The following is a 25,602-nucleotide window of genomic DNA, read 5'->3' on the forward strand; positions in this document are numbered from 1 at the left end:
CCTATGTCGAATACAGGTCTCAACGCCGCCGGCTCAAAGCCACGGTATACTTCGGCCCGCCGCCATCAGCGGCCCGGGTTGTTTATCGTGGCGGTCGCCATTTTACTCTCCCTGCTGGCGCTATTGCCGCTGGGGTTTGTCATTAGCGTGGCGTTTGAAACCGGTTGGCCAACGGTAAAAGCTCTGGTATTGCGCCCCCGGGTGGCCGAACTGCTGCTCAACACGCTGCTGTTGGTGGTGTTCACGCTGCCGATTTGCGCCATTCTGGGGGTAGCGCTGGCTTGGCTAACCGAACGCACTACGCTGCCGGGCCGTCGCATTTGGTCGTTATTGGCCACCGCGCCGCTGGCGGTGCCGGCATTCGTACAGAGCTACGCCTGGATCAGTCTGGTGCCTTCGATGCATGGGTTGGGAGCCGGGGTATTTATTTCGGTCATCGCCTACTTCCCCTTTATTTATCTGCCAACCGCTGCGGTATTACGCCGCTTGGATCCCGGAATTGAAGACGTCGCCACTTCGCTCGGTACGCGCCCGCTGGCGGTGTTTTTCCGCGTGGTGCTGCCACAGCTAAAACTGGCAGTTTGGGGTGGCTCGCTGCTGATCGCGCTGCATCTGCTGGCCGAGTACGGCCTGTATGCGATGATCCGCTTTGACACCTTCACTACCGCTATTTTCGACCAGTTCCAATCGACCTTTAACGGCCCGGCGGCCAATATGCTGGCTGGGGTGCTGGTGCTGTGCTGCCTGGGATTATTAATGCTGGAAGCCGTCAGCCGTGGGCGAGCGCGTTATGCCCGCGTCGGTTCCGGCAGTGCACGCAGTCAAACGGCTTATCGCCTTGGGCCCATCACCACCCTGTTCTGCCTGCTGCTGCCCCTGAGCCTCACCGCGCTGGCGCTTGGCGTGCCTTTTATCACCTTGGCCCGTTGGTTGACCTTGGGAGGCGTTGAGGTGTGGCGCAACAGCGAATTGCTGCCTGCCTTGCTGCAAACATTGTCACTGGCCGCCAGTGGTGCGCTGCTGATCACGCTGTGCGCTATCCCTATGGCCTGGCTGTCGGTACGCTACCCGGCACGGCTGTATCGGGTATTGGAAGGCTGTAATTACATCACCAGTTCACTGCCCGGCATTGTGGTGGCACTGGCGCTGGTGACCATCACCATTCACAGTTTTCGACCGATTTATCAGACTGAAATCACCCTGCTGCTGGCCTACCTGCTGATGTTTATGCCACGGGCGCTGATCAACCTGCGCGCGGGGATTGCCCAGGCACCGGTCGAGTTAGAAAACGTGGCCCGTAGTCTCGGTCGTTCGCCAGCGGCAGCATTATGGAGCACCACGCTGCGTCTGGCGGCCCCCGGAGCCGCCGCCGGTGCCGCACTGGTGTTTCTGGCTATCACCAATGAGCTGACCGCCACGCTGCTGCTGGCCCCCAACGGTACCCGCACGCTGGCCACCGGCTTCTGGGCGCTGACCAGCGAGATAGACTATGTGGCGGCCGCACCCTACGCCCTGATTATGGTGGTGTTGTCATTGCCACTGACCTGGCTTCTTTATTCTCAATCCAAACGTACGGCGGGATTATGAGCACGCTTGAACTGCAAGGCATCGGTAAATCCTATAACTCGGTCAAGGTGCTCGAGCATGTTGATTTAAACGTGGCACAGGGCAGCCGTACGGCGATTGTCGGCCCTTCCGGCTCGGGAAAAACCACCCTGTTGCGTATTATCGCCGGTTTTGAAATACCGGACAGCGGCCAGGTGATACTGCAAGGGCAAGCGATGGCCAACGGCAGCGGCTGGGTGCCGGCACACCTGCGTGGCATTGGTTTTGTCCCCCAGGACGGCGCGTTATTTCCGCACTTTACCGTAGCCGGCAATATTGGTTTCGGCCTGAAGGGCAGCAAGCGTGACAAGCGGCTGCGTATTGATGCACTGATGGAGATGGTGGCGCTGGATCGTCGACTGGGGGCGCTGTGGCCGCATGAGCTTTCCGGTGGTCAGCAACAACGGGTGGCGCTGGCCCGTGCGCTGTCTCAGCAACCCAGGTTGATGTTGTTGGACGAACCTTTCTCCGCGCTGGATACCGGCCTGCGCGCCGCGACCCGCAAAGCGGTGGCGGAACTGCTGGCAGAAGCCAAAGTCGCGTCGATTCTGGTGACCCACGATCAAACCGAAGCCTTGTCGTTTGCCGATCAGGTGGCGGTAATGCGCAATGGCCGATTGGCGCAGGTCGGGCCGCCGCAAGATCTTTACTTAAGGCCGGTGGACGAACCGACCGCCACCTTTTTAGGCGAAACGCTGGTCCTTTCCGCTGAGCTGGAGCAAGGCTGGGCGGATTGCGCGTTAGGACGGATTGCCGTTGACGATCGTCAGCGCCGCGGCCCCGCTCGCATCATGCTCCGTCCTGAGCAGGTTCAGATTAGCCAGTCCGAGCCACAGCAACAGAGCCAGGCGGTGGTCACCGGTATTGATTTTGCCGGTTTTGTCTCGACCTTAAACCTGCACATGACCGGCAGTAATATCGCGATCGAGATTAAAACCATCAGCCGCGAAGGTCTCCGTGCCGGTTCTCACGTCAATCTGAACATCATCGGCCAGGCGCATATCTTTGCCGAGTAGCCCATCAAGGGGGCTTACCGCCCCTTTGAGCCTTAGTCTTGTGCCAACGCTCGAACGAAAAAACCTATCGCAGCCATCGAATACCAAAACCCCCTTCATCAACTACGATTAGTCTGTGACCGGTGTAAACATTCACCCGTCCGGAGATAACCCACAGAGGATTATCATAATTATTCATACTGCTTAAAGCCGCCCTTCTTTGATGCGGCTAAGAAAGGTTAATTATGGCACGTACTACCCCCCTTGAGCGCTACCGCAATATCGGCATCTCGGCGCACATCGATGCCGGCAAAACCACCACCACCGAGCGGATTCTGTTTTACACCGGGGTCAGTCACAAGCTGGGCGAAGTGCACGACGGCGCCGCCACCATGGACTGGATGGCACAGGAGCAGGAACGCGGCATCACCATTACTTCGGCGGCGACTACCTGTTTCTGGAACGGCATGCAGCATAATTATCCGCAGCACCGCATCAATATCATCGACACCCCAGGACACGTGGATTTCACCATTGAGGTCGAGCGCTCCATGCGGGTATTGGACGGCGCGGTAATGGTCTATGACTCGGTCGGCGGCGTACAGCCGCAATCTGAGACCGTCTGGCGTCAGGCTAATAAATACAAGGTTCCGCGTCTGGCGTTCGTCAATAAAATGGACCGAGTGGGTGCCGACTTCTTCCGCGTGCGCAAAATGATGATCGAACGGCTGAAAGCCAACCCGGTGCCGATCGTCATCCCGATTGGTGCCGAAGACCATTTCACCGGCGTGGTCGATTTGGTGCGCATGAAAGCCATCCTGTGGGACGAGGCTACGCAAGGCATGAGCTTCAGTTTTGAAGAGATCCCGGCCGAATTGCGCGACTCCGCGCAGGAATGGCGAGATAAAATGATCGAAGCCGCCGCAGAAGGCTCGGAAGAACTGATGGACAAATACCTCAATCAGGTGCCGTTGAGCGAAGAAGAGATCGTCCGTGGTCTGCGTCTGCGCACGGTGGCCGGCGAAATTCAGCCGATGCTGTGTGGCTCGGCCTTCCGTAACAAGGGCGTGCAGCGCATGCTGGATGCGGTGATTGAACTGATGCCTTCACCGCTGGATGTTCCACCGATGGAAGGCCATGACGAGCGAGACAATATTGTCATTCGCCGGGCCGCCGATGACGAAAAGTTCTCGGCGCTGGCCTTCAAGCTGATGACCGACCCTTTCGTCGGCCAACTGACCTTCGTGCGGGTCTATTCCGGCGTGCTGACCAAAGGCAGCAGCGTCTATAACCCGGTGAAAGACAAGAAAGAACGCATTGGCCGCATCGTACAAATGCACGCCAATGACCGTAAAGATGTCGAAGAACTGCATGCTGGGGATATCGCCGCCTGCGTGGGGCTAAAAGACGTCACTACCGGCGACACGCTGTGTGACCCTAACGCCATTATCACACTGGAAAAAATGGTGTTCCCTGAACCGGTGATCGCCCAGGCGATTGAACCCAAAACCAAGGCCGATCAGGAAAGAATGGGGATTGCCCTGCAGCGCCTCTCTTCGGAAGATCCGTCGTTCCGCGTTCGCACCGACGAGGATTCCGGCCAGACCATTATTTACGGCATGGGCGAACTGCACCTGGAAATCATCGTCGATCGTATGCGGCGTGAGTTTGGCGTGGCGACCACCACCGGCAAACCGCAGGTGTCTTACCGCGAAACCATCCGCAAGCGCGTGGCCGACGTGGAAGGCAAGTTCGTGCGCCAATCCGGGGGTAAGGGCCAGTACGGCCACGTGGTGTTTACCGTGGAACCCAATGAGCCTGGCAAGGGCTTTGAGTTTTTAGATGAGATCAAGGGCGGCGTGATCCCGGGCGAGTTTATCCCGGCGGTGAAAAAAGGCGTGCTGGAGGCGCTGAATACCGGCGTACTGGCCGGTTATCCGGTGGTGGATGTCAAGGTTCACCTGACCTTCGGCTCCTACCACGACGTCGACTCTTCGGAACAGGCTTTCCGCATGGCGGCGATCTTCGGCTTTAAAGAAGCCTGTCGCCAGGCCGACCCGGTTATCCTCGAGCCGATCATGTCGGTAGAAGTGGAAACACCCGAGGATTACGCCGGTAGCATCATGGGCGACCTGTCATCGCGGCGCGGTCTGGTGCAAGGTATGGAAGACATTCCCGGCGGCGGCGGTAAGGAGATCCACGCCAAGGTGCCGTTATCCGAAATGTTCGGCTATTCAACCACACTGCGTTCCATGTCACAGGGCCGCGCCACCTATACCATGGAATTTAGCCACTACGCAGAAGCACCGCGCAACGTGGCTGAAGAGATCATTCATCACCGGAAATCCTGAGTTGACTGCCTGCCGCCCTCAGCGGCAGGCTTCACTCTTTTGTGGCCAGAGCCACCACCACCGGCTGCGGTTTGATACGCATCGCATAAATCACGCCGATAATCAGGCAGCTAATCCCGCCCAGCGTCAACAGCGGCGGCCAGGCCTGACGCAGCATAAAGGTGTAAGCCAGTCCGGCCAGTATTTCGAAGACGATCAGCGGCCCCACCAATACCGTCGGCAAGCGTTGACTCGCCTCATTCCAGCACAGGGCGCCAATCCACGAGCACAGCATGCCAATGGCGATCATCAAGGGAATAAACACTTCCGGCCTTGGCCCAAACGGCAGCGCAAACGTCGGCTGGGTTAAAGCCAATTGCCCGCAAACCAACAGATAGCCCACCAACGCCAGCGGCAAAGTGACCAGCCCTTGCGCGGTCGCCCAGGTGGCAGGCCTTTGGTGCGGGTTTTCCCGTAGCCAGCGGGCATTGCGCAGCGGGAACCAGGTCCAGCAAGCCACCGCCAGCAATGCCAACCCAAGCCCACTGGTGTAACGCCAGACATCAATTGGTGCCGTATTCCCCCGCAACTCGGCAACGTTAACCAGCGCCAGTCCGCAGGCGATCAATACCAACGCCGGTGTCAGTTTACGCCACGAAAGTCGCCCGTCATGCCGGCTGTAAAACAGGTTGGCGGTCACCGAGATCACCACCGGCAGCGTGCCGATAATCATGGTGGAAACGGGCGCTCCGGTGCGCTGAATGGCGCTGGCCAGGCACAGGTAATACAGCAGGTTGCCGATCGCCGTTAGTTTCAGCGCCTCCAGCCAATCGTTACGATGTAACTTTTTCAACCGCTGACGATCAAACCACGCCAGCGGCAAAGCGATCAACCCAAAGGCAAGATAACGCCCGGTAGACTGCAACGCCGCCGGATATTCAGGGATCATAACCGGACCGACAAAAATCAGCCCCCACATCAGCCCGGCAGCCAGGGCAAATAACACGCCAACAAACATAATGACTCCATCAACGACCAGGCGCAGCAGGCTGGCCCCATGAATTAAATTTGGCGCCAGCCTAACCTACTCGTGCAGAGGAATATTGTAGCAAATTGCTGTTTTAGCCGGTCTGGTAAAGACTTCGCAAACCGAACTGAATGTTTGCGGGTCGCATCTCATCATGGGGGCGCGGTGACTTTATTGCCATGCGGCAACAGCAAATGTCCCCTCCGGTTTAACCGGTAAATATTTTTCGTAGTAATCCAGGTAGTTCTTTACCGGGTCAACATCTTTAAACTGTTCTGGGTAAAGTGATTTGGCAATAAACTGAATCATGGCGAAGTCGGAAAGCGTTCTTGATGCGCCCTGGTACACGCCGAATAATTGCTTGTTTTTTATCGCCGGCAATGAGTTCCAGCCATTACGAGTGGAAAAAGCTATAAGCTGTTGAACAGAAGTGTTTTTATCTACTCCCACCCCCATTGATAGCGCTGACGAAACCTTATTATTTTCTCTGCCGGAGATGAAAATAGCATCAGGCTTGGCAAACAGAAGCTGTTCTGGGTTAATCACACCCCACCACTCAAAAAAGGGCTCGGCAATATTGTCTGCTCCGGCAAGTTTCAGCATCGCACCCCACATGTTCTTACCGTAGGTGAATGAATAATCGCCAGGCCCTTTATTCCCAAATTCAATATAAACCTTGGGTTTCTTTAATCCTGACGCATTGACTCTACGCTGCACGTCAGCAATGTTATTAGCGTAAAGCTCTGATAATTCCTGAGCGCGTTTTTCTTGCCCCGTGAGTATGCCGAATATTTTTGTAGAGCTGACATGTCTTTCGACAGTTTGCGCATTGTAGTCTACCACGACCACTGGGATTTTTAATTCTTCCAGGCGTGAGACCTCATGTTTCAAAGCAACATATTGCCATTCAGCCAAAATAATGACGTCCGGCTTCAAAGATATTATATTTTCAAGCGAGATATTATGGAGATCCACCTCGCCAATATCAGCGATACGAGCCAGTGATGGCTGGTGTTTAACATACATATTCCAATTTGCCGGAACCTTTCCCCGCCAGGCCTCACGAGAAATGCCGATGACATGCTCGTATGCCGCTTCCCCACCCACGGCCATGTAGTCTTCAAAGTAAAAACCTAAAACCGCCCTTTTTACCGGGGTATCAAGCGTAATCTTCCGCCCCAGAACATCGGTTAATGTGGTCGTGGCCGCACTGGTGATGCCAGGCATAATTAAAAAAATGGCGAACAGCATAAAGATTCTAAAATTTCGAGCGCCCATAAAATGGAGGTCCTCAGGAGTGGGGTTGTTCTTAATTATTGTTTATTTCTTTTGGGTCAAAAATACGTAAATGATAATAATTTTTATTAAGATTTATATCAACTGCAATCGTAACCCCCGTTTTCACCGGGCCGTAACCTGTTTTTGATAACGCACCGGCGTGACACCGTAACGGTTAGCGAAAGCGCGGGTCAAATGCGCCTGATCGGTTAACCCCGCCGCCACCGCCACCTGTGCCGCAGGCATACCGCGCCCCAACATCTGCTTGGCCTGCGACAGGCGGATCGCCATCAGCATCTGCTGGGGGGAAGCATGGTATTGGGCTTTGAACTTACGCAGAAAGTGATAAGGGCTGAGGGAAACCAGTGCCGCCAGTTGATCGAGAGTAATTACGGCAGAGAAGTTATCCTGCAGGTAACTTTTGACGATATCAAAACGGTGCGCCGCTTCGGCCTTTAACGGGCGAGCCACTTGAATATGCGGGCGGAAGATGTCGACCACCTGCGCCAGCAAGTGGTCAATGGTCAGCGGATCGCTGGCCTGCCACAGTGCGGCCAACGTGGCAGACAATTGCTGTGCCGCCTGCAAGTCCTGGCGCACCGCATCGGTGAACCAGAATCCCTGTTCACCAGACAGCAACTCCAGCGTATCCGGTTCCAGATAAAGCATGCGGTAGTTCCAGCCACCTGGGGTTTCTGCTTCACCGGTATGCAGCTCATCCGGGTTCATCAACACCAGTGAACCCGGCGCAGCCCGGTGCTGCGCGCCACGATAGCGGAAACGCTCGGCACCAAAATCGACGGTACCGATGGCAAAAGCATTATGGGTGTGCGGCTCAAAGGCATAGCGCTCAATATGGGCGTGATAAAGCTCTACGCCCGGCACCTGCACTAACTGCCGGAACTGCGCACTGTCTTTTTCAAAGGGAAACTGCTCTGGAACACCCTGCACCGTACCACCCTGCTTCAATGTCATTGCTGGCTGTATGATAGTCAAAGCGGTGTGGTTTGAGTAGTGGCGCACGCAGTGCGCTGGACGCTGCGGTTCATTCCGCGTAGGGTATTTTATCCGGTGCTCAACGCCTGCCTGCCAGCGTCGACACCTTGATTATCCCGCCGCAGAGTGGGAAACCTGTCTTTAACCCCCTGAAAGTAAGAGGCAACAATGTATCCAGATACTCAACTCTATATCGACGGACAATGGCGCAACGCAGTCGCCGGTAAAACCACGCCGGTCACCAACCCCGCTACCGATGAAGTGATTGGCAGCGTGGCGCACGCTACCACAGCCGATCTCGATCTGGCGCTGGCCGCAACCGAGCGCGGTTTTAAAATCTGGCGCGAAACCTCCGCTTACCAGCGGGCCAATCTGATGCGTAAAGCCTCTGCTCTGTTTCGTGAGCGTGCAGATAAAATTGCCGCAATCATGAGCCAGGAACAAGGTAAACCTGTGGCGCAGGCCAAGGTGGAAATTCTTAACTCGGCGGACGTGATTGACTGGTTTGCCGGCGAAGCCAGCCGCACCTACGGCCAGGTAATCCCGTCCCGCAGCCAGGACGTTCAGCAGCAAACCCTGAAACTGCCGGTGGGACCGGTTGCCGCGTTTACCCCGTGGAACTTCCCGATTAACCAGATTGTACGCAAACTGTCTGCCGCGTTGGCCGCAGGTTGTTCCATCATCATTAAAGGCCCGGAAGAAACCCCGGCGTCCCCGGCGGAACTGATCAGAGCCTTTGCCGATGCGGGCATTCCTGCCGGTGTGATCGCACTGGTGTACGGCACCCCGGCAGAAATCTCCGAGTACCTGATCCCGCATCCGACCATTCGCAAAATCTCGTTCACCGGTTCAACCCGCGTGGGCAAGCATTTGGCGGCGCTGGCCGGTCAGCATATGAAAAAAGCCACCATGGAGCTGGGCGGTCATGCACCGGTACTGATTTTTGACGATGCCGATCTGGATGCGGCCGCCAAAGAGCTGGCGCTGGCCAAGTTCCGCAACGCCGGTCAGGTGTGCATCGCTCCAACCCGCTTCCTGATCCAGCAAGGCGTTTATGAAGCCTTTATCGAGAAGTTCACCGCTGCGGTGCGCGAAATCAAAATGGGCAATGGCTTGCAGGACGGTGTGACTATGGGGCCGATGGTGCTGCAACGCAGCGTGGACGCCATTGAGGCCTTCGTGAAGGATGCCGTCGCCGAGGGTGCCAAAGCCACTACCGGTGGCAAGCGCGTGGCCGGCCCCGGCAACTTCTTCGAACCGACGGTATTGCGCGACGTGCCACTGAGTGCGCGAGCGATGTCTGAAGAACCCTTTGGCCCGGTCGCCCTGCTGCGCCCGTTCGCCAGCTACGAGGAAGCCATCGCCGAAGCCAATCGCCTGCCTTACGGTCTGGCGGCCTATGCCTACAGCCGGAGTATCGCTACGGTAACGGCGTTGGGCCGGGATGTGGAAAGCGGCATGCTCAGCATCAACCATATCGGTTTCGGCCTGCCGGAAACGCCATTTGGTGGGGTTAAAGACTCTGGCCACGGTACCGAAGGCGGCAGCGAAGCCATCGAATCCTATCTGGAAACCCGCTTTGTCACCGTCGCCGGGCGCTAATTAACAGTCCCTCTCCTTTGGGAGAGGGTTCTGTCTGTTTCCCCTAACCCCGACCCTCTCCCCCTGGAGAGGGTGATTCTCACCCAGATAACAGCCTGGGCTTTACTTCGAACCAACCTTATCGAATAACACTCGCGCTGCCGGGGTCAAACCCAGCATATGAATGCAGGCGTGTACCATGCCCGGCAACCGTTCACAGCGCACCGCGACCCCATCTTCACGCAACCGCTGGGCATAATGCTCGGCCTCATCGCGCAACGGATCGTACTCACAACTCAGAATAGTCGCCGGTGGCAACTGCCGCAACGTTGCGGCATGCAGCGGTTCTGCGTAAGGGTCATGCCCCTGGGCCCCGTTACCCAGATACTGCCCCCAGCAAAACTCCATGACCTCCCTGGTCAGGTAGTAACCCTGCGCATAAGCCTGGTAACTCGCCGTATCCATAGCGCGACTTAACGCCGGATACAGCAACAGTTGATGTTCAATCCGTGGGCCATTCCGGTCGCGGGCCAACAGCGCCACGGCGGCGGCCAGATTACCACCGGCGCTGTCGCCGCCAACCGCAAGGCGCATAACGTCAACGCCCCACTCATCGGCCCGTTCAACCACGCCGCACAGTGCCTGATACAGGTCTTCCAGCGGCCGCGGATAGGGATGCTCCGGCGCCAGTCGGTAATCAACCGACAAGATCACCCGCCCGGTGGCATTGGCCAGCGCCTGGCAAGGCTGGTCGTACAGCGCCAGCGACCCCAAACACCAACCGCCGCCGTGGGCGTACAGCATCGCGGGCAGAGGTTCACCCTGCGTCACGCCCAGCGGCACATAAGCGCGAACGGCGATCTCATGGCCATCGTCAGCGGTCACACTTCCATCACGGACGCCGCCACTGGCTTCTGCTTCCCCCTGCAACGCCAACAACCCGGCCTGCGCGGCGGCACGCATTTCACTCAGGGATTCAGGCGCGGCGGCATCTGCCGTTTCCGCCAGAAAACGGGCAATCTGTGAGTCAAGCGGCATCGGCCAGGCTCCCTGACAAGAATGGCACTACCAGAGCGATAAACGCCTCATGGCACTCTTCGGTGATGAAATGACCGCAGCCGGCCACGGTTTCGCCGCGCAGGTTAACGGCGTTGCCCTGCAACGTGACATAGGGCGCATCGCCGGTGGCGTGCTCGGCACCAATGGTCATCACCGGCATGCTGAGCGGTGTCTGGGCCCGACGCTGGTTTTGCCGGATGGTTTCCGGAATGGCGCGATAATAATCAAAACCGGCCCGCAGGCTGCCCGGTGCCGAATAGGCGGCGATGTAGGTTTCCGCCGCTACCCGATCGCGGCGATAAGACCAGCGGTTAAAGATATAGCTCAGATACTCCCGCTCACGACCCAGCGTCAAGGCTTCAGGCAAATCCGCCAGTTGGTTGAACATGAAGTGCCACAGGAAAATGTTTTGTTCTGCCGGTACAAAAATCGGTGGCGCGGGTGCCAACCCTGGGATCACCGCCTCCGTCAGTACCAGCCCCATCACCGCCTGCGGGAAATCGCTCGCCATGGCATAACCCACCCACATGCCAATATCATGACCGACCAGTTGATAGCGCGGATGCCCCAGTTGCAGCATGGTCTGGTGCAAGGTAGCGGCCACGCTGCCGGTGTCATAGCCGCCGCTCGGCTTGTCCGAATCGCCAATGCCCGGCGGATCTACCGCTATCGCCTTAAAGCCTGCCGCCGCCAGGGCCTGCATCACATGACGCCAGGTGTACCAGGTTTGCGGCCACCCCGGGATCAGCAGTACCGGCTGCCCTTCGCCAAGCGTCACGCAGTGAATTCGGTTGCCGTTTACCCGCGTATAGACGTGTTCGGGTTCAGGTCCATTCAACATGGACCCGTTATTTTGCAGTGTCATCGGTGTTCTCCGTGGTGGAATTGTGTGGCTCAGCGCAGGCCAAGCAAGGTATTGATTTGCTGTTGGTCAACCGGCGCACCGGCAAAGTCATCAAACACCTTGTCGGTGACGTTGATGATGTGGTCACGAATAAAGGCCGCGCCTTCGCGTGCGCCATCCTGCGGGTGTTTCAGGCAGCATTCCCACTCCAGCGTCGCCCAACCGGCGTAGCCATGCTGGGTCAGCCGCGAGAAAATGCCTTTGAAATCCACCTGGCCGTCACCCAATGAGCGGAAACGTCCGGCACGGTCGGTCCATGACTGATAGCCGCCGTAAATGCCCTGCCGTCCGGTCGGGTTGAACTCGGCGTCCTTGACGTGGAACATGCGGATAAAGTCCTTGTAAATATCGATGTAATCCAGATAGTTCAGCTGTTGCAGCACGAAATGGCTTGGGTCGAACAGGATCTGGCAGCGCGGATGTGCCCCAACGCGCTGATGAAACATTTCAAAGGTCACGCCGTCGTGCAGATCTTCGCTCGGGTGAATTTCATAACACAGGTTCACTCCCTGCTCGTCGCAGGCATTGAGCACCGGCAACCAGCGTTTGGCCAGTTCATCGAACGCCGTTTCGATCAGCCCCGCCGGACGCTGCGGGAACGGGAACAAATACGGCCAGGCCAGGGAACCGGAGAAGGTGCCCATCTCACTGAGTCCCAACCGCGCAGAGGCCTTGGCCGCCAACAGCAACTGCTGGTGCGCCCACTCGCCACGAGCCTGCGGGTTGCCATGCAGTTCCGCTGGCGCAAAACTGTCGCACAATGCGTCATAGGCCGGATGCACCGCCATCAACTGGCCAAAAATATGGGTAGTGAGTTCACTGACCACCAGGCCATGGTCTGCCAACATGCCGACCAGCTCATCACAATAGGTTTGGCTTTCTGCGGCGGTGGCCAAATCAAACAGGCGGCTATCCCATGCCGGAATTTGCAAAGCTTTAAAGCCGGTTTGCGCCGCCCACTGGGCGATAGCCGGCAGGCTGTTAAAGGGGGCGGCATCGTCACTGAACTGTGCCAGATGCAGGCTTGGACCTTTCAAGGTTTTCATTCTAAACTCCAATTGGTTGTCGATTGACAAACAATAGGCTTAAATCAATTCCTCAGCAAGTGAATTTTAAAAAATCGTTGGTATTACAGTGGATTTAAGCGATCCTGTTGCGCAGAGCAACAGATAAACAGGAACAGAGGAATGGCAGGCAGACCGCGCGAATTCGACCGTGAACAGGCGTTATTGAAGGCCCGGGATCTCTTCTGGCGTCAGGGGTATGAAGGCACCTCCATGTCGGATTTGGTCGCCGAGTTGGGCATTGCCTCTGCGCGTATTTATAAAGCGTTCGGTTCGAAAGAATTGCTGTTCCGCGAAGCCATTGCCAGCTACGAAAACCATGAAGGTGGCTTTGCCGATCGCGCTTTCAGCGAAGAAAGCAGCGTGCGTGTGGCGATAAAACGCCTGCTGGACGACGCGGTGGCGCTCTACAGCCGCACTGACCTGCCGCAAGGTTGCATGGTAGTGTCTTCCGCCGCCAGCGTCAGTGACGAAAACAGCGGTATCAAAGACTGGCTGGCGGAGCATCGTTTGCAACGCACCCAGGGCATGATTGACCGGCTGCAAACCGCCGTTGCGACGGGGGAACTGCCACCAGAAACCGATGCTGACGCTCTTGGCGACTATTTTGCCGCCTTCCTGCACGGTTTGTCGGTGCAGGCGCGCGATGGCGTCAGCCGGGCAAGATTAGAGGCAGCGGTCAAGATTGCGCTTTCGGCGCTGGATTGATCACTCCGGTAAATCAAATATCACCAGGGTGCCGTGGCTGCCAGCCAGTACCCGATGCGGCACGCCGGCAGTGGCCTGATACAGTTGCCCGGCGTTGACCGTAATTTCCTCGCCCTTCACTTCCAGCCGCAGTTGCCCGGCGATCACCAGTAATCCTTCGTGATAGTCATGAACTTCATCGTCAATGGTGCGCGGATCCATCCGCAATACTTTGATATTGGCCGGGCCGACATGGCCCAATACGCTGGAACGCCACGCTTCCGGTAAATCGCTGGCCAGCGCAGCAAGATCGAATAATGACATAGGGGCTTCGTCCGTTAGCAGCACCATCGCTGCCACGGCAATTTACCCTCTCACTCGCCGCTGGCTAAATACCCATTGATTTTAACCTATAGCCAAACGGCTCACACCGGCACCCGACGGCTGATTTCGACTACCTGGTCACTCGGCAAATAATAGTAATCCGTCACGTGCATACCGTTACGCACCATCAGCGCAAAAATGTTGCGTTGCCAGGCCGGTAGTCGGTCATTGGCCTCGCGGCGCACCACGGTTTCAAGCCCCAGATAATAGGTGGCATCGTCAAAATTCAGCCCGGTTTTCTGTGCCTCCGCATGGTGTAACAGACGAGGAATATTGGGTCGTTCCATAAAGCCATAGCTCGCCACGCCACACCAAAATCCCGGTGATTGTTGCCGCATCACCAGCCGTTCGGCATTCGCCACCCGGGGTTCGTTAACGATCGTGATATGCAGCGACAGCACATTGGCATGCAGCGAACCGTTGCGTTTGACATGCCATTTCATCACCGGCGGCGTGCCGCTCAGGGTGCGGGTAAGAAAGATTGCCGTGCCCGGCACCCTAGGGATACTCTGCTCCTCAAGATGAACCAGAAAATCTGCCAGCGGCAGACTCTTTTCCCCCAACGTACGGGAAGCCGCGATCACCCCGCGATGCCAGATTAACATCACGCCATACACCAGAGTCGCCAGCAGCAGCGGGACGTACCCGCCCTCCAGCACCTTACTGAAGTTAGCCAGCAGGAAGCTGAGATCGACGATAAAGAAGCTTCCGGCCACCAACAGGCTGGCGATCGCTCCCCAACGCCACACCTCGCGCATGGCCACAAACAGCAGTCCGGTAGTCATGATCATGGTGAGCGATACGGCGATACCGTAGGCGGCGGCCAAATTATCGGATGACTTGAAGAACACGGTCAAAAATACCGTCGCCGCCATCAGCAGCCAGTTAATGGCGCTGATGTAAATTTGCCCATAACTTTCTTCGGTGGTCTGTTTGACCCGCAATCGCGGCAGCCAGCCAAGCTGGATCGCCTGGCGGGTCATGGAAAACGCCCCGCTGATGATCGCCTGACTGGCGATAATGGTGGCCAGGGTCGCCAAAATCACCAGCGGAATTTGCAGTATCGGCGGACACAGGCGGAAAAAGATATTCTGGGTGACGTCCGCACCGGAGAGGATCAGCGCGGCCTGCCCGGCATAGTTCAGTAACAGGCTGGGGAACACAATGCCAAACCAGGCGAGCCAGATCGGTTTTTTGCCAAAGTGCCCCATATCGGCGTATAGCGCTTCCGCACCGGTAACACAGAGGAAAACGCCGCCCAGCACCAGGAAACTGGTCAGCCCATTGGAAAACAGAAAATCAATTCCATACAGCGGGTTTAACGCCATCAGCACCGCCGGATGCTGGATAATTCCCCAAATGCCCAGCGCGGCGATGGAAAAGAACCACAGCGCCATAATCGGCCCGAAAACTTTGCCGATGCGCGCGGTGCCCAAGGGCTGAATGGCGAACAGGCTGACCAGGATCACCACCGCCGCCGGCAGGATATAGGGTTGAGACTCGGGCAGGACAATATTCAGCCCTTCCAGCGCCGACAATACCGAAATCGCCGGGGTGATCGCGCCATCGCCGTAGATCAGCGCGGCACCAAACAGGCCGGCAAACACCACCATCGGTCGGATCTTTTTCTTACTGACCAACAATGACATCAGCGCCATGATGCCGCCTTCGCCACGGTTATCGATACGCATGGCAAACATGGCGTATTTCAGTGAGGTGACAATCACCAGCGTCCAGAAAATCAGCGACAGCAGGCCAAGGATCACCGGTGGCGACGGCGCATCACCGGAGAGAAACAGCACGGTTTTCAGGGTATACAGCGGGCTGGTGCCGATATCGCCGAACACCACCCCCAATGCGCCACCGGCCAGCAGTGGCAGGCTCATTTTAGGCGTTTCCGGTTCATTCTCTGTGGTCATCAAGCGTTCCTGAATAAGCCATCGCGATATATTCAGGATAGACAGTTCAGGCCGTTAGCACGTGGCCTTATTCAACCTTCGGCCTCTTTGAGCAACCAGCGTTGCAGGTTCAGCCCTTCCGGCGACAGTTCGGTGTTCTGCCTTACGCACAGGTAGTAATCTCGGCCGTCATCAATTGCCAGGTCAAACAGCTTAACCAGTTCGCCGCTGCTGAGGTAAGGCGCGATCAATGGCTCACGCATCAGGGCGCAGCCCAAACCCGCCTGCACCGCCGCCAGCGTCAGCAAGCCATCTTCAAACATCGGGCCGGTACTGCGTAGCGGCCGACGGACTCCGGCCAACTGAAACCATTGCATCCAGGTGGTGCGTTCTTCGTCATGCAGCAGCGGCAGTGGTGAAAGTTGATCCGGCGTGTCCAACAGTCCGTGCACCTTGATAAACCCCCGACTGCACACCGGCACCATTTTGCCGGACATCAATTTTTCGCTGCGATAACCGCTCCATTGCCCGGTGCCAAAACGAATCGAGATATCGGCAGCGTCACTGAGGTAATTACGGTGGTTGGCGTACACCACATTGATGTCGATATCAGGGTTTTCGCGCAGAAACCGATGCAAACGCGGAATAAACCAGCCCATGCCGAACAACGGGATCAGGCTGATGGTGACCTGCCGGGAAGCCGATTGCTCACGCACCTGCTCGGTCGCCTGGCGTAATACGTTAAACGCCGAGCGAATAGAGCGGTAATAATCCCGCCCTTCGTTGCGCAGGATCAGGTTACGCCCCTGCCGCTCGGTCAGCGGCATTTGCAGAAAGGCCTCCAGCGTTTTGAGTTGGTGACTGACTGCCGAAGGGGATATCGCAAGTTCTTTCGCCGCGGCGGTGATGCTACCCAGGCGGGCGATAGCCTCAAACGCCCGCACCGCGCGCAGCGGCGGATCGTTAGGCAACGCTGTGACGCATTGTTCTGTTTTTTTCATATGTTGACTATTTCGGTTAAACATCGTCGGCGGTTTGAAATTAATATACAAATAAATCAATAAATTAAAAACACACATTTTCTGTATAAGAAATTATATTTCCGTATTTTACAATTTTCGCTAACTCTCTACTCTGAGCTTCCTGAATCATAATTTTTCGGGACTCCCCCTATGGATACGCTGGTACAGCAGACCGTCAACGGACTGATGCTCGGCAGCATTTATGCGTTGATCGCCCTGGGTTACACCATGGTGTACGGCATTCTGCGCATTATCAATTTTGCCCACGGCGATGTGTTGATGGTTGGCGCACTGAGCGCCCTGTCTACCCTGGGCGTGTTGCAGCATCATTTCCCTGGCCTGTCACCTTACGTCATGCTGTTTCTGGCGGCGCTGGTTGCCATGGCGGTCTGCGCGTTGGTGTCGATGAGCATTGAACGGCTGGCCTACCGTCGCCTGCGTAATGCTCCGCGTCTGGCGCCACTGATCAGCGGGATTGGCGTATCGCTACTGCTGCAAACGCTGGCGATGCTGATCTGGTCGCGCAATCCGTTAATGTTCCCGCAACTGCTGCCCATGTCACCTATTGCCCTGACCCAGGGTAGTGCTGGGCACGCACCAGCGGTGATCACCGGTACCGGTATCGCCACGTTGGGGGTCGCCGTACTGGTGATGCTCGGGTTGCTGCTGCTGGTCGAGCACTCGCGCTTTGGCCGCGCCATGCGCGCCACGGCGGAAAACCCGCAGGTCGCCAGCCTGATGGGCATCGATCCCAACCGCATCATCATTCTGACCTTCGCCCTCGGCGGCGCGCTGGCAGCCATAGCGGGCATCATGATGGCCAGCAATTATGGTAACGCCGGTTTCTCCATGGGCTTCTTACCGGGCATCAAGGCCTTTACTGCCGCCGTGCTGGGCGGTATCGGCAACCTGCGCGGTGCCATGCTCGGCGGATTATTGCTGGGGCTGTTTGAGTCACTGGGCACTGGTTATCTCGGCGAACTGACCGGCGGCACCTTCGGCAGTAACTATCAGGACGTTTTCGCCTTCCTGATATTGATTGCCGTACTGGTATTGCGCCCATCCGGGCTGTTGGGCGAACGCGTCGCCACCCGCGCCTGAGGACACGAGATGACTATTCTGACCGCTACTCTACACACCGCTTCCCCTCATCGCGCCAGACTTGGTGTGGTTCTGTTTTTTCTCGGTCTGCTGCTGGCCCCCTGGGTGGCCGGATCCGTCGGCGGTAACTATTGGGTGCGGGTGATCGACTTCGCACTGCTGTATCTGATGCTGGCGCTGGGTCTGAACATCGTGGTCGGCCTCACCGGCCTGCTGGACATGGGATTTATCGCTTTTTACGCCGTCGGCGCCTACCTGACCGCACTGCTCTCGTCACCGCACCTTACTCAACAATTTCCGCTGCTGTTGCAGTGGTTCCCTGAGGGGCTGCATCTGTCGATCCTGTTGTTGATCCCACTGGCAGCGGTGCTGGCAGCGCTGTGCGGCATTCTGCTGGGAGCACCTACGCTGCGGTTGCGTGGAGACTATCTGGCGATCGTCACGCTGGGTTTCGGTGAGATAGTGCGTATTTTGATGCGTAATCTGGACCGGCCACTCAATATCACCAATGGTCCTAAAGGGATTTCCGCTATCGACCCAGTCACGCTGTTCGGCCTGAAGTTTTCCGGTATGCACTCATGGTTTGGCATCCGTTTTTCATCGCTGTATCTCTATTATTACCTGTTCGCTGCTCTGCTGTTACTGATCCTGTTTGTCTGCCTGCGCCTGCAGCATTCGCGGGTTGGCCGCGCCTGGACCGCCATTCGCGAAGATGAAGACGCGGCGCGGGCGATGGGCATCAACACACGCAACTTCAAGCTGCTGGCTTTCGCCATCGGAGCGACTTTTGGCGGTGTCGCCGGCGCACTGTTTGCGGCGTTTCAGGGCTTTGTCTCACCGGAATCCTTCACTCTGCAAGAGTCGATCGCCGTATTGGCAATGGTGGTGTTGGGCGGCATGGGCCACATACCCGGCGTGATCCTCGGCGCATTACTGCTGGCCGCCCTGCCAGAGCTGCTGCGCAGCACCATGGGCCCTCTGCAACAGGCGCTATTCGGCCAGGTGTGGATAGATCCAGAGATTATTCGCCAACTGTTCTACGGGCTGGCCCTGATTCTGGTGATGCTGTATCGCCCTGCGGGCCTGTGGCCGGCACGCCATCAACCGGGAGCCGCTTCATGACGCCACTTCTCACACTCAGTCACGTCAGTAAGCGCTTTGGCGGGCTGACCGCGGTGGATGACGTAAGCATCAGCATTCACCAGGGCGAAATTTACGGGTTGATCGGGCCGAACGGTGCAGGAAAAACCACCTGTTTCAACCTGATCACTGGCCTGTACCGGGCCGACAGCGGCGAGTTTCGTCTGCAGGATCGCCGCTACAAGCCGCAGGCCATCGACAAGGTGGCACAGGCCGGTATCGCCCGCACCTTCCAAAACCTGCGCTTGTTCAATGAAATGAGCGTTCTGGAGAACGTGATGGTCGGTTGCCATCTGCGCACCCGCAACGGCCTGTGGGCGGCGATCTCACGCCATCGGCGTGCCCGAGAGGAAGAACAAGCCACACGAGAGAAATCCCACGCGCTGCTGGAGTACGTCGGCATCAGCCAGTTTGCCCACTATCGCGCCGGCGACCTTTCCTATGGTCACCAGCGGCGGTTGGAAATCGCCCGGGCGCTGGCGACCGAGCCGAAATTACTGGCGCTGGATGAACCGGCAGCCGGTATGAACGCCGCCGAGAAAGTGGCGCTGCGCGAGCTACTGCAACGTATCCGCGAAAGCGGCAAAACCCTGCTGTTGATCGAGCACGACGTCAAACTGGTGATGGGATTGTGCGACCGTCTGACAGTACTTGATTACGGCCGAGTGATCGCCGAAGGCGAACCGGCACAGGTGCGACGTGAACCGGCGGTGATCCGCGCTTATCTGGGGGGAGCTGCCGATGTCTGAACCCTTATTGATGGTCAAACAGTTAAAAGTGTCTTACGGCGGCATTCATGCCGTGAAAGGCATCGATTTCACGGTGAACAGCGGCGAACAGGTGACTTTAATCGGTGCTAACGGTGCAGGTAAGACCTCCAGCCTGCGCGCGCTGACCGGTCTGCAACCCTTCGAAGGGGAAATCCTGTTCGATGGCCGTTCCATTCGCGGTATGCCACCTCATCGCTTATTGCAACAGGGCCTGGTGATGGTCCCGGAAGGACGCGGTATTTTCGCCCGCATGACGGTGCTGGAAAACCTGCAGCTTGGTGCCTATTCGCGCCGTGACAAACCGGCGGTGCGCCAGGATCTGGAACAGGTTTGCTCTATATTCCCGCGGTTGCGTGAACGGCTGCAACAGCAGGCCGGGCTGCTTTCCGGCGGTGAGCAGCAGATGGTGGCCATTGGCCGGGCGTTACTCAGCCGTCCGCGCCTGTTGGTGCTCGATGAGCCCTCTATGGGGTTGGCGCCGATCGTGGTTGAAGCCATTTTTGAGGTTATCAAAAGCCTTTCTCGTGACGGTGTCACGCTGCTTTTGGTGGAACAAAATGCCCGACTGGCACTGGCATCTACGGATCGCGCCTATGTGCTGGACAGCGGCAGCCTGAGCCACTGTGGTCGCTCTGCCGACCTGCTGGACGATGAAAAAATCAAACAAGCCTATCTGGGCGAATAACCGTTTTTACTTTTAACCACACCGGGAGTTTTACATGAGCAAGATAACTCGCTTCAAGCCGTTGGCGCTGGCCGCCGCCGTTCTGGTCAGCCTGGGCGCGACATCGCCGGTTCAGGCCGATGAAACTATTTTGATCGGGCTGGCAGGCCCGCTGACCGGCCCTTCCGCCCGTATCGGCAAGGATTTGGAAAATGGCGCGCAGTTGGCCATCGCCGATGCCAACGCCCAAAAACCGACGCTGAAAGGCAAGCCGGTCACCTTTAAACTGCTGTCCGAGGACGATCAGTCAGACCCACGCACCGCCGTTGCGGTAGCCCAACGCCTGGTGGACGAAGGCGTCGCCGGCGTGGTCGGCCATTGGAACACCGGCACCAGCATCCCGGCGGCGCGTATTTACCACGACGCCGGGATTGCTCAGGTCGCACCGGTCGCCACTGGCCACGGCTATACTCAGCAAGGGTTCGATACCAGCTTCCGCGTAATGGGCCACGACGATGACGGCGGTCATTATGCTGGCGACTATGCGGTGAAGGTGCTGAAGGCCAAGCGTATTGCGGTAATCGACGATCGCACCGCGTTCGGCCAGGGGCTGGCAGATGAGTTTATCAAGTCGTTGGCGGCTCAGGGCCTGCAACCGGTCGCGCGGGAGTATGTCGACGACAAGACCGTTGATTTCAGTGCGGTACTGACCACCGTGCGCAGCAAGAACGCCGATTTGATCTTCTTCGGCGGCGTCGACTCGCAGGCCGCCCCGCTGGCCCGTCGGATCAAACAGTTGGGGATGAACACCCAACTGATGGGCGCAGGTGGCTTTGTCAGCCAGACTTTCCTGACGCTGGCACAGAAAGAAGGTGAAGGCGTGGTGGCACTGGAACCGGGCCTGCCGCTGGAACAGATGCCCGGCGGCAAAGCCTTTGAGCAGGCCTACCGTGACCGCTACAAAACCCATATCGAACTGCATGCGCCGTTCGCCTACGACGCTACGCGGGTATTGATTGCCGCCATCGAGCAGGCGGGGTCCGCCGATCCGGCCGATTATCTGCCGAAGCTGCGCGCCATCCATTATCAGGGCGTCACGGGTGTCATTGCGTTCGATGCACAGGGCAATCTGCAGCAGCCAAGTTTCACTCTTTACCGGGTGGTTGACGGCAAATGGCAGCCGCAAAGCGTACTGGGCGGCGCAAAAGCACAATAACAATCCGCAAGGCAGTGAGGAGCAAGGCAATGAGCGAGGCAAAAAACGAATTGGGCATTCTGGCCCGACGCCGGATAGAGGCGGAAATCATCAAGCCAATCTACCAAATCCTGGTGCGTGAGATCGGTAAAGAGCGAGCGCAGGCGGTGATTGGCGAAGCCATCGAAAACGCGGCCATCGAGGCCGGTAAAAACTTTGCCGCGCAGGAGCCGAATGGCGCTGATTTGCAGAGTTTCGCCGCCTTGCAGTACCTGTGGGAAAAAGACGATGCGCTGCAGGTGAAGGTGATCAACCAGGACGAGCAGCATTTCGACTATAACGTCACCCGCTGCCGTTATGCCGAAATGTACCACCAGATGGGGCTGGGTGAAATCGGCCACCTGTTGTCCTGCGCTCGCGACAGTCAGTTTATCGTCGGCTATGCGCCGGATGTCGAACTGCAGCGTACCCAGACCATTATGTCCGGCGCGTCCTGCTGCGATTTCCGCTACACCGCCAAAGCGCAGGGAGAGAAAAAATGACGCATCAGGTGAATGGCGAACGCCTGTGGCAAAGCCTGCTCGACATGGCGCAATTCGGCGCCATCCCGAAAGACGGCGTCACCCGCCTGGCGCTCAGCGAAGAGGACCGTCAGGCTCGCGACCAATTGCGTGACTGGGCGCTGGCAGCCGGTTGCAGTGTACGGGTCGACCGCATGGGTAATATGTTCTTGCGCCGTGAGGGCACCCGCCCGGAATTGGCGCCGGTGATCACCGGTTCCCACGTTGACTCCCAGCCCAACGGCGGCCGTTTCGACGGTATTTATGGCGTGTTGGCCGGTCTGGAAGCGATCCGCACCCTTAACGATCGCCAGATTGCCACCGAGCGAGCGCTGGAAGTGATCAACTGGACCAACGAAGAAGGCGCTCGTTTCGCCCCGGCAATGATTGCCTCCGGGGTGTTTGCCGGGGTGTTCGATCTGGAATACGGCCTGTCACGAAGCGATTCACAAGGCATCAGTATCGGTGAGGCGTTGCAACAGATTGGCTACGCCGGTGAACACACCGTGGGCGACATGCCGATCCACGCCGCCTTTGAGCTGCATATTGAGCAAGGCCCTATCCTCGAAGCGGAAAACATTGAGATTGGCGTAGTGACCACAGCGCAAGGTCAACGCTGGTATGAGCTGGAGATCACCGGTTTTAGCGCCCATGCCGGTACCACGCCGATGGATTGCCGCCGTGATGCCCTGCTTGGTTTCGCCACCCTGGTTACGGCAGTCAACAACATCGGCAAGCATTTCATGCCAGACGCGCGCGCCACGGTGGGGATGGCACAAATCACTCCCAATTCGCGCAACGTGGTGCCTGGCAAGGTGTTCTTCAGCGTTGAGTTTCGTCACCCGCAAGAATCGGTGTTGGAACAGATGGAACAACAGCTGCTGGCTGCGGTGGCCGAGGTTGGCAACCAGGGGCTGAGCGCCAGTGCCGAGCGTATCTTCCAGTATCAACCGATACGTTTTGATCAAGGCTGTATCGACAGCGTCCGCCAGGCGGCACAGGCGCTGGGATATTCACACCGCGATATGGTTTCCGGTGCCGGTCACGACGCCTGCTACCTGAGTCGGGTGGCCCCCACGGCGATGATTTTTATTCCCTGCGTGGACGGTATCAGCCACAACGAGCTGGAGAACATCTCGCCTGCGTGGGCGACCGCCGGTGCCAACGTGTTGCTTAACGCGCTGCTGGCACAAACCCGCGCCTGATCCCGCAGCCCCGGTTAATCGGCCGGGGCCTGGAAAAAAAATATTCAACAAACTGGTTGAATATTAGCCCACCTGTTCTATATTCAACCATATGGTTAAATTATCTTCCTCACAGCTGGACGCCATTTTTCGTGCACTTTCCGACCCAACGCGGCGCGCGATACTGCGTGCGTTGGCCGGTGGTGAGCACAGCATTGGTGAACTGGCCGCGCCGCTGCAAATGTCGTTTGCCGGCGCATCCAAGCATATCAAGGCGCTGGAGCTTGCTGGGCTGGTGCAGCGAACCGTGCAGGGAAGAAACCATATCTGCCGGCTTGAACCCGAGCCAATGGCGCAGGCCATGCAATGGCTGAAAACCTACGAGCATTTCTGGACAGAGCGGCTGGACGCGCTGGAAATAGCGCTGCTGCAGCCCGAACCGAATCCTCCCAAGGAGTGAACTATGAACGACTACGGCATGATTATTGAAACCGGCACGCTGCGCATTCAGCGGCTGCTGCCCGGCCCGATCGAACGGGTCTGGGCCTATCTGACGGAATCCGACAAACGCGCCACCTGGCTGGCCGCCGGCGATATGAAGCTGGAAAACGGTGCCCAGGTTGAGCTGGTGTTCCGCAATTCCGACTTGACCGGTGAGCATGAACAAACGCCGGCCAAATATAAAAACCTCGGTTGCAGCGTCAGCAACGTCGGCCATATCACCTGCCTGTTCCCGCCGCGGCTGCTGAGCTTTACCTGGGCGGAACAGGGACAGAACCGCCCTTCCGAAGTGACCTTCGAATTGACCGAACAGGGTAACGCGGTGCTGTTGACGGTGACCCATCGTCGCCTGGCTAACCGTGACGAAATGCTCAGCGTGGCCGGCGGCTGGCACACTCATCTGGATATTCTGGTCGACCGTCTGCACGACCGGCAACCTCAGCCCTTCTGGAGTACCCACGCCAGGCTGGAAGAAGAGTACCGGGCCAGACTCTGATCACCCTTCATCCCGGCGTCTGAAGGCCAGATAGCCGGTCACCAGCGTAAAGCCGCCGACCAGCAACACCAACAGGATAAAACCGTGGTGATTGCTGGCCAGCGGGATCCCGCCCACATTCATACCGAAGAAACCGGCAACGATATTGATCGGCAACGCCAATACGGTGATCACCGTCAGGGTGTACAGCGTGCGGTTGTTCTGCTCCATCTGCTTGGCGCCAATCTCCTCTTGCAACAGACGAATTCGCTCGGTCAGACTGGCAAGGTCGTTCAATACCACGGTGAACTCTTCGGTGAACTGGCGTAAATCCTGCACCACGTCGCGGCTCAGCCAGGTCGGCGGCCGATTCAGTAAACGAAACAGCGCCGCCGGCTCCGGTGCCAAAAGCCGCTGAAATCGCAGCAGCATGCGACGCATGCGCCCCAGTTCGGTGCGATTACGCTTCACATGATTGCTCAACAGGCGATCTTCAATGGTGTCGACATACTGGTTGGCCTGACGGACTACCTGCTCCAGCACCTCTTCCTGTTCTTCCAGCAGATGCGCCAACAGCTCGGTAGAGGATGCCAGTTGCAGCGGCCCCAGACGGCCCAGCAACCGCTCAATCAAACGCAGCGGTTTGTGCCTTGCCGTGACCACCAGCCCGCTACGGCAGTACAGCCACAGCGTGGCAATCTCTGGATTGTTCTCTTTGGGGTGAAAAATGACGTCGTTGAGCACCGCAAACAGATCATCGCCCTGGCGCTCAATGCGGGTGGTATGGGAACCGTGACGAATTTCGTCAAAGAAAAAATCGGAAATGGCAAAGTGGTTTTTTAGCCATTTTTCAGCGGCCGCATGATTCAGGTTGAGATGTAGCCAGATAAATCCCTCACCCGGCAATAACGCCTGCCAGGCCTGGCAAGCCTGCTGTGAAGACACCGGCTGCGGCGGCTCTGCCGTGCGGAACACGTGTCCGTAAATCAGCCCGGTAACCTCATCATCGAAATCAAGTTTGTGCAATTTTCCCGCAACCGTTTGAGCCATAAACCTTTATCCTGAATAACCGCACTGATTAATTAATTGGCTTTCGCCTTTATATCAATCTTTAAATGACAACGTTAATTATTTTCACTTTTCCCGATGATTAATATTAGCGTCATAAAAAAGTCACATTAT

At 57.4% G+C, this 25,602-nt stretch carries 24 protein-coding genes; 14 read left to right on the forward strand and 10 right to left on the reverse strand.

The features are described from left to right. Window positions 1-3 precede the first annotated feature (3 nt). The 3 genes from ACNT1W_RS14935 (at window position 4) to fusA (ending at window position 4,951) form a co-directional block, all read left to right on the forward strand. A complete protein-coding gene (locus ACNT1W_RS14935) occupies window positions 4-1,587 on the forward strand; it encodes an ABC transporter permease (RefSeq protein WP_126501707.1) in 1,584 nt (527 codons plus the stop codon). Beyond that, on the forward strand, window positions 1,584-2,621 hold the full coding sequence (locus ACNT1W_RS14940; RefSeq protein WP_411227145.1) for an ABC transporter ATP-binding protein: 1,038 nt from the start codon (window positions 1,584-1,586) through the stop codon (window positions 2,619-2,621). The genes ACNT1W_RS14935 and ACNT1W_RS14940 overlap by 4 nt, the downstream gene beginning before the upstream one ends. Before the next feature lie 224 nt (window positions 2,622-2,845). Continuing rightward, window positions 2,846-4,951, forward strand: coding sequence for an elongation factor G (gene fusA / locus ACNT1W_RS14945; protein ID WP_012145265.1), 2,106 nt, complete (start codon window positions 2,846-2,848; stop codon window positions 4,949-4,951). Between the two features lie 31 nt (window positions 4,952-4,982). Here fusA and ACNT1W_RS14950 read toward each other — a convergent pair whose 3' ends face one another. The 3 genes from ACNT1W_RS14950 to ACNT1W_RS14960 all read right to left on the reverse strand — a co-directional run bounded on the left by ACNT1W_RS14950 (window position 4,983) and on the right by ACNT1W_RS14960 (window position 8,186). Beyond that, a complete protein-coding gene (locus tag ACNT1W_RS14950; protein ID WP_112362897.1) occupies window positions 4,983-5,948 on the reverse strand; it encodes a DMT family transporter in 966 nt (321 codons plus the stop codon). Between the two features lie 180 nt (window positions 5,949-6,128). Then, window positions 6,129-7,235 carry an ABC transporter substrate-binding protein gene (locus ACNT1W_RS14955; RefSeq protein WP_017892935.1) on the reverse strand — a complete coding sequence of 369 codons (1,107 nt, stop codon included), beginning with the start codon at window positions 7,233-7,235 and terminating at the stop codon, window positions 6,129-6,131. Between the two features lie 123 nt (window positions 7,236-7,358). Further along, a complete protein-coding gene (locus tag ACNT1W_RS14960; RefSeq protein WP_012145268.1) occupies window positions 7,359-8,186 on the reverse strand; it encodes an AraC family transcriptional regulator in 828 nt (275 codons plus the stop codon). Between the two features lie 213 nt (window positions 8,187-8,399). Here ACNT1W_RS14960 and ACNT1W_RS14965 point away from each other — a divergent pair, with 213 nt between their 5' ends. After that, window positions 8,400-9,833 carry an NAD-dependent succinate-semialdehyde dehydrogenase gene (locus ACNT1W_RS14965; RefSeq protein ID WP_112362895.1) on the forward strand — a complete coding sequence of 478 codons (1,434 nt, stop codon included), beginning with the start codon at window positions 8,400-8,402 and terminating at the stop codon, window positions 9,831-9,833. A 102-nt stretch (window positions 9,834-9,935) separates the two neighbouring features. On the opposite strand, the gene ACNT1W_RS14970 is transcribed toward ACNT1W_RS14965, so the two are convergent. The 3 genes from ACNT1W_RS14970 to ACNT1W_RS14980 are packed head-to-tail and all read right to left on the reverse strand — an operon-like array spanning window position 9,936 to window position 12,821. Then, on the reverse strand, window positions 9,936-10,850 hold the full coding sequence (locus ACNT1W_RS14970; RefSeq protein ID WP_419245793.1) for an alpha/beta hydrolase: 915 nt from the start codon (window positions 10,848-10,850) through the stop codon (window positions 9,936-9,938). Further along, the gene (locus ACNT1W_RS14975; RefSeq protein WP_261098410.1) at window positions 10,840-11,736 is read right to left on the reverse strand and encodes an alpha/beta fold hydrolase; all 897 of its coding nucleotides are present in this window, start codon (window positions 11,734-11,736) and stop codon (window positions 10,840-10,842) included. The genes ACNT1W_RS14970 and ACNT1W_RS14975 overlap by 11 nt, the downstream gene beginning before the upstream one ends. A 29-nt stretch (window positions 11,737-11,765) precedes the next feature. Next, window positions 11,766-12,821, reverse strand: coding sequence for a sugar phosphate isomerase/epimerase family protein (locus tag ACNT1W_RS14980; RefSeq protein WP_261277985.1), 1,056 nt, complete (start codon window positions 12,819-12,821; stop codon window positions 11,766-11,768). 141 nt (window positions 12,822-12,962) lie between these two features. Here ACNT1W_RS14980 and ACNT1W_RS14985 point away from each other — a divergent pair, with 141 nt between their 5' ends. Beyond that, window positions 12,963-13,547 (forward strand): TetR/AcrR family transcriptional regulator, encoded by a 585-nt coding sequence (locus ACNT1W_RS14985; RefSeq protein WP_012145273.1) that lies wholly within the window; start codon window positions 12,963-12,965, stop codon window positions 13,545-13,547. On the opposite strand, the gene ACNT1W_RS14990 is transcribed toward ACNT1W_RS14985, so the two are convergent. The 3 genes from ACNT1W_RS14990 to ACNT1W_RS15000 all read right to left on the reverse strand — a co-directional run bounded on the left by ACNT1W_RS14990 (window position 13,548) and on the right by ACNT1W_RS15000 (window position 16,809). Continuing rightward, window positions 13,548-13,850: a cupin domain-containing protein gene (locus ACNT1W_RS14990; protein WP_419245794.1), complete on the reverse strand. Its 303-nt coding sequence runs from the start codon at window positions 13,848-13,850 to the stop codon at window positions 13,548-13,550. Between the two features lie 101 nt (window positions 13,851-13,951). Beyond that, on the reverse strand, window positions 13,952-15,829 hold the full coding sequence (locus ACNT1W_RS14995) for a potassium transporter Kup (RefSeq protein ID WP_419245795.1): 1,878 nt from the start codon (window positions 15,827-15,829) through the stop codon (window positions 13,952-13,954). A 71-nt stretch (window positions 15,830-15,900) separates the two neighbouring features. Next, the gene (locus ACNT1W_RS15000; RefSeq protein WP_390901942.1) at window positions 15,901-16,809 is read right to left on the reverse strand and encodes a LysR substrate-binding domain-containing protein; all 909 of its coding nucleotides are present in this window, start codon (window positions 16,807-16,809) and stop codon (window positions 15,901-15,903) included. 171 nt (window positions 16,810-16,980) lie between these two features. Between ACNT1W_RS15000 and ACNT1W_RS15005 the strand changes: the two genes are divergently transcribed. The 9 genes from ACNT1W_RS15005 to ACNT1W_RS15045 all read left to right on the forward strand — a co-directional run bounded on the left by ACNT1W_RS15005 (window position 16,981) and on the right by ACNT1W_RS15045 (window position 24,441). Then, window positions 16,981-17,931, forward strand: a complete 951-nt coding sequence (locus ACNT1W_RS15005) for a branched-chain amino acid ABC transporter permease (protein WP_261408932.1) — start codon at window positions 16,981-16,983, stop codon at window positions 17,929-17,931. Window positions 17,932-17,940: 9 nt separating this feature from the next. After that, the gene (locus tag ACNT1W_RS15010; protein ID WP_112362889.1) at window positions 17,941-19,053 is read left to right on the forward strand and encodes an ABC transporter permease subunit; all 1,113 of its coding nucleotides are present in this window, start codon (window positions 17,941-17,943) and stop codon (window positions 19,051-19,053) included. Continuing rightward, a complete protein-coding gene (locus tag ACNT1W_RS15015; protein ID WP_017892945.1) occupies window positions 19,050-19,820 on the forward strand; it encodes an ABC transporter ATP-binding protein in 771 nt (256 codons plus the stop codon). Before ACNT1W_RS15010 ends, ACNT1W_RS15015 begins: the two co-directional genes overlap by 4 nt. Next, complete coding sequence (locus tag ACNT1W_RS15020) at window positions 19,813-20,526, forward strand: ABC transporter ATP-binding protein (RefSeq protein ID WP_012145280.1); 714 nt, start codon at window positions 19,813-19,815, stop codon at window positions 20,524-20,526. Before ACNT1W_RS15015 ends, ACNT1W_RS15020 begins: the two co-directional genes overlap by 8 nt. A 34-nt stretch (window positions 20,527-20,560) precedes the next feature. After that, window positions 20,561-21,721 (forward strand): branched-chain amino acid ABC transporter substrate-binding protein, encoded by a 1,161-nt coding sequence (locus ACNT1W_RS15025; RefSeq protein ID WP_135344273.1) that lies wholly within the window; start codon window positions 20,561-20,563, stop codon window positions 21,719-21,721. A gap of 29 nt (window positions 21,722-21,750) precedes the next feature. Continuing rightward, window positions 21,751-22,242 carry an L-2-amino-thiazoline-4-carboxylic acid hydrolase gene (locus ACNT1W_RS15030; protein ID WP_261277981.1) on the forward strand — a complete coding sequence of 164 codons (492 nt, stop codon included), beginning with the start codon at window positions 21,751-21,753 and terminating at the stop codon, window positions 22,240-22,242. Further along, window positions 22,239-23,465 (forward strand): Zn-dependent hydrolase, encoded by a 1,227-nt coding sequence (locus ACNT1W_RS15035; protein WP_419245796.1) that lies wholly within the window; start codon window positions 22,239-22,241, stop codon window positions 23,463-23,465. Before ACNT1W_RS15030 ends, ACNT1W_RS15035 begins: the two co-directional genes overlap by 4 nt. A gap of 91 nt (window positions 23,466-23,556) precedes the next feature. Continuing rightward, window positions 23,557-23,904 (forward strand): ArsR/SmtB family transcription factor, encoded by a 348-nt coding sequence (locus ACNT1W_RS15040; protein ID WP_012145284.1) that lies wholly within the window; start codon window positions 23,557-23,559, stop codon window positions 23,902-23,904. Window positions 23,905-23,907: 3 nt separating this feature from the next. Further along, the gene (locus ACNT1W_RS15045) at window positions 23,908-24,441 is read left to right on the forward strand and encodes an SRPBCC family protein (RefSeq protein WP_112362886.1); all 534 of its coding nucleotides are present in this window, start codon (window positions 23,908-23,910) and stop codon (window positions 24,439-24,441) included. On the opposite strand, the gene ACNT1W_RS15050 is transcribed toward ACNT1W_RS15045, so the two are convergent. Beyond that, a complete protein-coding gene (locus ACNT1W_RS15050) occupies window positions 24,442-25,470 on the reverse strand; it encodes a transporter (protein WP_012145286.1) in 1,029 nt (342 codons plus the stop codon). It lies immediately after the preceding gene. Window positions 25,471-25,602: the final 132 nt, after the last annotated feature.

Source organism: Serratia sp. NFX21, from assembly GCF_048517035.1.
Classification (GTDB): domain Bacteria; phylum Pseudomonadota; class Gammaproteobacteria; order Enterobacterales; family Enterobacteriaceae; genus Serratia; species Serratia quinivorans.